The sequence below is a fragment of the Evansella tamaricis genome, assembly GCF_019042215.1.
Taxonomy (GTDB): domain Bacteria; phylum Bacillota; class Bacilli; order Bacillales; family Salisediminibacteriaceae; genus Evansella; species Evansella tamaricis.
The window spans coordinates 1-5,409 of the sequence record NZ_JAHQCS010000128.1; the positions used below are offsets into that span (position 1 = coordinate 1).

Consider the following 5,409-nt stretch of genomic DNA (forward strand, 5'->3'; position numbering starts at 1 on the left):
AATACAAAGCGAAATGGTATGGTAAAACAATCGTGAAAATAAGCAGATGGTTTCCGTCTAGTCAAATATGTTCCGATTGTGGACATCAAGATGGCAAGAAATCTCTTGAAATAAGGGATTGGACTTGTCCTGTTTGCAACGAACATCACGATAGAGATATAAATGCCAGCAAAAATATCCTAGCCGAAGGTTTAAGAACCTTAGTTTTGGCTTAAACAAAAAAATAGAACCGTAGGAATCTACGGGGATAGCTTGGTCAATAAGAGAAACCTCTGTTGGCAAAGAAATACGCTAACAAGTACGCTCTATTCCCAAGAATCTCCCACTTCTAACAACCCGAAAGGGTGTTAAGTGGTGAGTAGTTCAAACGAACTTCCATTTGAGGAGAAGTTAAACTATTGAAGTCGTGTACTGGAACAAATAGAAGATTTGAAAATACAAATATCAAAATACTTTCTATCTCTTCTATATTATTATGGCGGTGGAATACTCGTAAATGTGTTTTTATATCGTAAAATTATCAGCGAGGGATTTGGTTTAACTGCAATAGGATGCTATTTGGTTTCGCTGCTTCGTTAATATTCCTACCGTTATGTTAATTACTAGAAAAGTATAACAAACCGAGAAGCGTTCAATGATTGAAAAAATAAACGTTTTCTCTTACCATTATGAAAGGAACTCTAAAATGAAGAGAACTATAACGGTTTTATCTCTAACTATATTAATAATTGTAGTGTTCTTTGTGAATAAAATTAGTGATAATTCCCCTGATGCAATATTACCTAATAGTGATTCTTCCCAGATACGAGGAGAAGCGTTAAATTTACTGCTTTCGTTTAAACATGATGATTACTTGAAAATAGATGGTAAATTTTATACAATATGGTACCATCCGGACGATGAACAATCTTTAGAAATAGTAGTGGAACAAACAGGGTATCTATTAAATCAAGGGGAGTCTTGGTTTGGTGATATGGACTTAAAGGCACACCACTTAGATATTTTTCTTATAAACAAGAATGATCAACCACATCCACTACTCGACCAATCGGGCTCTTATGATGTGAATGCAAACATTATTGTTATTCAAGCTGATTTGGAAAAGGAAGAATTATTGAATGTTTTTAGTCATGAGTTTGCACATTTTTTAACAATCACTTATTCAGGATTAATTGGCTTAGATTACAATGAACTTCCCCTTTGGTTTCACGAAGGAACAGCTGATTCTTTTGCTCATCGTTTGTCCCCTTTACCTTATCATAGGAAATTTGCATTCCATGATATTGTCCCACTTGAAGAAATAACGGAAGTTAACTTTGAAATGTTTGATCAATATACACTCTCCTATTTTGCTGTTGAAAAGCTCCTTCAGGAATATGGGGAAGATATAATACGAAAGTTAATAGATGAGACGAAATCTGCGGGGGATTTTAAAACGGCCTTCCATAAGAATACAAATTATAATTTATCTGATTACCACCTGTTATTTGAAGTGTCAGAAGAAGAACTAATTGATATTCAACAATTAGTGGAGCAAGGATTTCTTAATGAGGCAGAAGAAAAAATAGAGGATATTCTAGAGGTGAGGGGAGAATATTTTTATAATGCTCCTTACTTATTTCGCATATTAAGTGATATTTATTTAGAACAAGAAAATTATGAGAAAGCGTTAGCTGCTAAAGAGAAGCAGTTATTATATGCAGCGGATCCAATTCTATATATGCAATTAACAAAAATAGCATTGTATGTAAATAATGAATTAGCTGTTGGATATGGAGAAAAAGCTTTAGAGATAGCTAAAATAGAGGATTGGGATGTAGAGTATTTTGAAGAATGGTTCGATGAAATAAAGGGATTAACAAAAAATTAAATTGGTAAATAAAGAAGTACCCGTTTGAAAGAATTTAATTTTCTCGTATATCTATATCTACAAAAAGAATAAATATAACTTATGAAGGTTAACTATTGAAATAGCCCAAAGCTTTAATAAGAAAGGGATTTAGTATTTATTTAATGTTCATAAACTAGTATTTATTCTAATTCATCCAAACGGGTAGTTTTATCTAATAACTGCTGAAGCTTGACGAATGATAGGAGCTGTTTGGAATCAATGAAAGCTCCTTTTACGTCTTACCAAGGTAATCCAGTCTCCTTGTTAATTTCCAAATGAAGGCCAAGGGATCTGATTTTTTCCAGTAGTTGCTCATTTGGCTTGGGGTCTATCACATATACTTTCGTTCTCGGTCGTAAATGCTCTAAGTATTGGTTAACTTCCTGTCTGTCCGCTTCATTGTAGGATAAACCGATAATAACAAAGTGATCTAATCGGTATACATAATCCAAAAATGCCTGTATTCCTTCCTTCACCCATTGAAAAACCCTTTGATCGTTTTCTTTGTGAGGGGGAATTATATCTGCTTCATACCGGGGATGAAGCCAGCTTTGTTTCGGAATCGTGTAGACATGATTGTGATTCCAATGGGAACGGGCAGGAGCATAATGCCAGGTCAATAAACCAGACGGAAGAACATCGAAATCAATTGAGCCATGTGGTTTCGAAATGGGAATACCCACTTTTTTGTCACTTGACCCTGTTCGGAAAAACGGTATATTTGCCATTTGTAAGGCGTTCTCGAATAACAAGTCGTAGTTGAAGGAGATGGCAAATTGGATACCATCTTTATTTTTTCTTAACCAGTGGGTCCATTTCCAAGTTGCAATGTTATAATGCTCTAATTGCATTTGTAACGCGGAATAGGAAAAAGCTAAGAATCTGCGTAGTTGATAATCCTTTTCTTTAGTATAAAAGGGGCTTTTCATAAATTTTTCAATGGCAATATAATCGTTTTTTTCTGTGTTTGCAATATGAAGCAGTTCCTTTTCGATGGCAGGGGTATTTTTCATGAACTGGTGAAAAAATTGGCTGTTTCCCTTGAAGAAAGAAAGTGGTTCAGAGGGATTGATACCAATTTTTTCTCCAAGATCAATAGTGAACCCATTTCCGAGCATCATTCCGAAGTGCGGCATATTACACCCTCCTAAAAATGGGGATTGTGATTTGATTTGTTCACGGAATGGAACGATTAATTCTCCAGTCTACCATTTCCTAATACTTTTATAATGCACTTGAAAGAAGAGGGTATACGAATATTGCACAGGAAATAATATTGGATTGGTGGACAGGGAGAATACGGACACAATATTTTACCACCATTACTGTCTTTTTCCCAAAGGATGCCAAGAAATGTACCACACATCGCCAATGCATTAGCCATCGAAATAAAAAGTACGCCTGAAAAAGTAAAAAGCCCAAATATGCATAATATGATGCATGATTTGGGCTACTTTTAACTTTGAGGTTATCGAACTAACGCTTACCCGTTAGCGCAACAAGCTACTCTACTAACTATTCATTGAAGATATCAATACCATTAATATTTACTGATTGTATTTTGGAGATATCCAATATCCTATCAGGTAAGAATTTAACCGTAATCCTATCATTGTCGCTAAAACTTCTAATTGAATCAAAAGCAAGAGAACTACCGTCCGTCATTGTAGCATTTACTTCAACATTACTTGAATGATTAAACTCGCCAATCCCATATATAGTTATACCTAGAGGAGAGATTGACACCGTATCGGAAGTCCAAGTTTCAAATTCTTGATTAAAATCCGTTGTTTTTTCTTCACCAGTCGCAGGAATTCTAAATGTAGCGTTCCAGTTACCTGTTAAAAATTTCTCACTGGAAACAAAATAACCCATTAATTTATCGTTTTCTAAATCAATATTGTCTATGCTAAAAATGTATTCCGTAAATTCTCTACCATAGTTTGTTGCACCTGAATCATCTGTTCCAAAATAAATATTAGAAGGATGGACTTCATTACCATTTTTATCAATAAAGTAAAAATAACCGTGGTCATCCATACCGTTCTCCGTCCAATTAGCTTGAATATGGAGACGGTTATCGATAATACCAACATTAGAGATATGCATAAAGTCGATTCCTGGTAGCGATATGATATTTTGATTAGGTTTTAACACATGTACGTTACCTTCTTTGGATAGTTGATGATATAATTTTCCACCACCACCTAGAATATTGTTCATATCAAGAGAAAGTGTTTCAGGAACAATACTTTTTAATTCCGAAATATCCCCATTAACTGACGGTTCGAAAGTTTCTTTATGGCTTAAAAAAGAATCTATACGAAAATTAACTTTACTATCACTAAGTCCCTTACCACCAATAGCATGAATTCTTAGTGTGGCAGTATTTGTCACTTCATCAAAATCAATAATCTGACTGCTTAACATTTGAGCACCGGTCAAAGAGTAATCATAAATATCTAGTGTTTCATGAATTCTACTGCCAGTTAAATCTTGGAGTGTAATATAAATAACTGCCATTTCATTATCGCTTATTCCACCGACTACCTCTGCTCTAATTCCATTACTCTCACTGCTTTTTTCAATCGGCTGAAGCATCAATGCCAATTCTGGATTCACATTAGATACTAAATTATTAAAGCTAGGAATATGTGCAGCACCCACACCAGCTGAAAACAAAATAACGGTCGAAGCAACTAATGATAGAGCAACTTTTTTAAGTTTTCGTTTGGGCTTTTCTGATTTTGCCTGTAATATACCAAGTCTTGACCTTGCTTGTAATTCTTCAGGAATTTCTATTCTTTCTAATTCCTTTTTTATATTATTTTTCACAAATATCAGCCCCCTTAGCTTTTTTCCGAAGTTTTTCTAACGAACGATATAAAATCGTTTTGGCTGTACTTAACGGTATGTTTAATAACTCGCTAATTTCCTTAAAGGAATATCCCTTATAGAATCTTAAAATGATGACACTTTTTTCATCTTCGGTTAATGATTCTAATAAGTGTTGGAGCGATATTGAAAGAGGAATATCCTCACTCTCTGAAGGGATAAACTCCTCATACTCTGGCTTTAAGTGAACTATCTTTTGGTTTTTTCTTATACAGTCAATAGAACAACTAATTGTAATTTTCATTAACCAAGTTTTAAAATACTCAGGATTTTTTAATGTTTCTATTTTGGCAAATGAGCGATACGCTACTTCTTGCACAACATCTAATGCATCGTGCTTGTTTTTTACATAAACATAAGCCATTCGATAAATATCCTGTTCATATTTTTGGAAAATTTTTATGAACGCTTTATCGTCTCCTTTTTGGGCTTTTTTGACTAATTGGATAATTGTAATTCCCCCTTTCTTTTTTTTGTCTTTCATCTATTAGACAGATTAAAATATCATTTGGCTTTAATTTTTTTTTAAAAGGCTCTGTTATCGTTCAATGTTGATTTTTGCGAAATTCACTCCCTTTCACCACGGGCACAAGTGCGACATCTGCTCATTCTTCGCAGTGTCT

At 34.3% G+C, this 5,409-nt stretch carries 5 protein-coding genes; 2 read left to right on the forward strand and 3 right to left on the reverse strand.

Annotated elements, in window-relative coordinates:
* Together KS419_RS15890 and KS419_RS15895 are read left to right on the forward strand one after the other, a co-directional pair.
* A partial coding sequence (locus KS419_RS15890; protein WP_217065473.1) for a zinc ribbon domain-containing protein occupies positions 1–215 on the forward strand: 215 nt, incomplete at its 5' end.
* A gap of 470 nt (positions 216–685) precedes the next feature.
* Positions 686–1,870 (forward strand): tetratricopeptide repeat protein, encoded by a 1,185-nt coding sequence (locus KS419_RS15895; protein ID WP_217067380.1) that lies wholly within the window; start codon positions 686–688, stop codon positions 1,868–1,870.
* A 260-nt stretch (positions 1,871–2,130) separates the two neighbouring features.
* Here the strand turns inward: KS419_RS15895 and KS419_RS15900 are convergent, their stop codons facing one another.
* The 3 genes from KS419_RS15900 to KS419_RS15910 form a co-directional block, all read right to left on the reverse strand.
* The gene (locus KS419_RS15900; protein WP_217067381.1) at positions 2,131–3,027 is read right to left on the reverse strand and encodes an SIR2 family protein; all 897 of its coding nucleotides are present in this window, start codon (positions 3,025–3,027) and stop codon (positions 2,131–2,133) included.
* Between the two features lie 379 nt (positions 3,028–3,406).
* Positions 3,407–4,726 carry a DUF4179 domain-containing protein gene (locus KS419_RS15905; protein ID WP_217067382.1) on the reverse strand — a complete coding sequence of 440 codons (1,320 nt, stop codon included), beginning with the start codon at positions 4,724–4,726 and terminating at the stop codon, positions 3,407–3,409.
* Complete coding sequence (locus tag KS419_RS15910; protein WP_217067383.1) at positions 4,716–5,270, reverse strand: RNA polymerase sigma factor; 555 nt, start codon at positions 5,268–5,270, stop codon at positions 4,716–4,718. The genes KS419_RS15905 and KS419_RS15910 overlap by 11 nt, the downstream gene beginning before the upstream one ends.
* Positions 5,271–5,409: the final 139 nt, after the last annotated feature.

Coding starts and splice junctions, on each gene's coding strand:
- KS419_RS15895 (WP_217067380.1), top strand. CDS start 686: ATGAAGAGAACTATAACGGTTTTATCTCTAACTATATTAATAATTGTA.
- KS419_RS15900 (WP_217067381.1), bottom strand. CDS start 3,027: ATGCCGCACTTCGGAATGATGCTCGGAAATGGGTTCACTATTGATCTT.
- KS419_RS15910 (WP_217067383.1), bottom strand. CDS start 5,270: ATGAAAGACAAAAAAAAGAAAGGGGGAATTACAATTATCCAATTAGTC.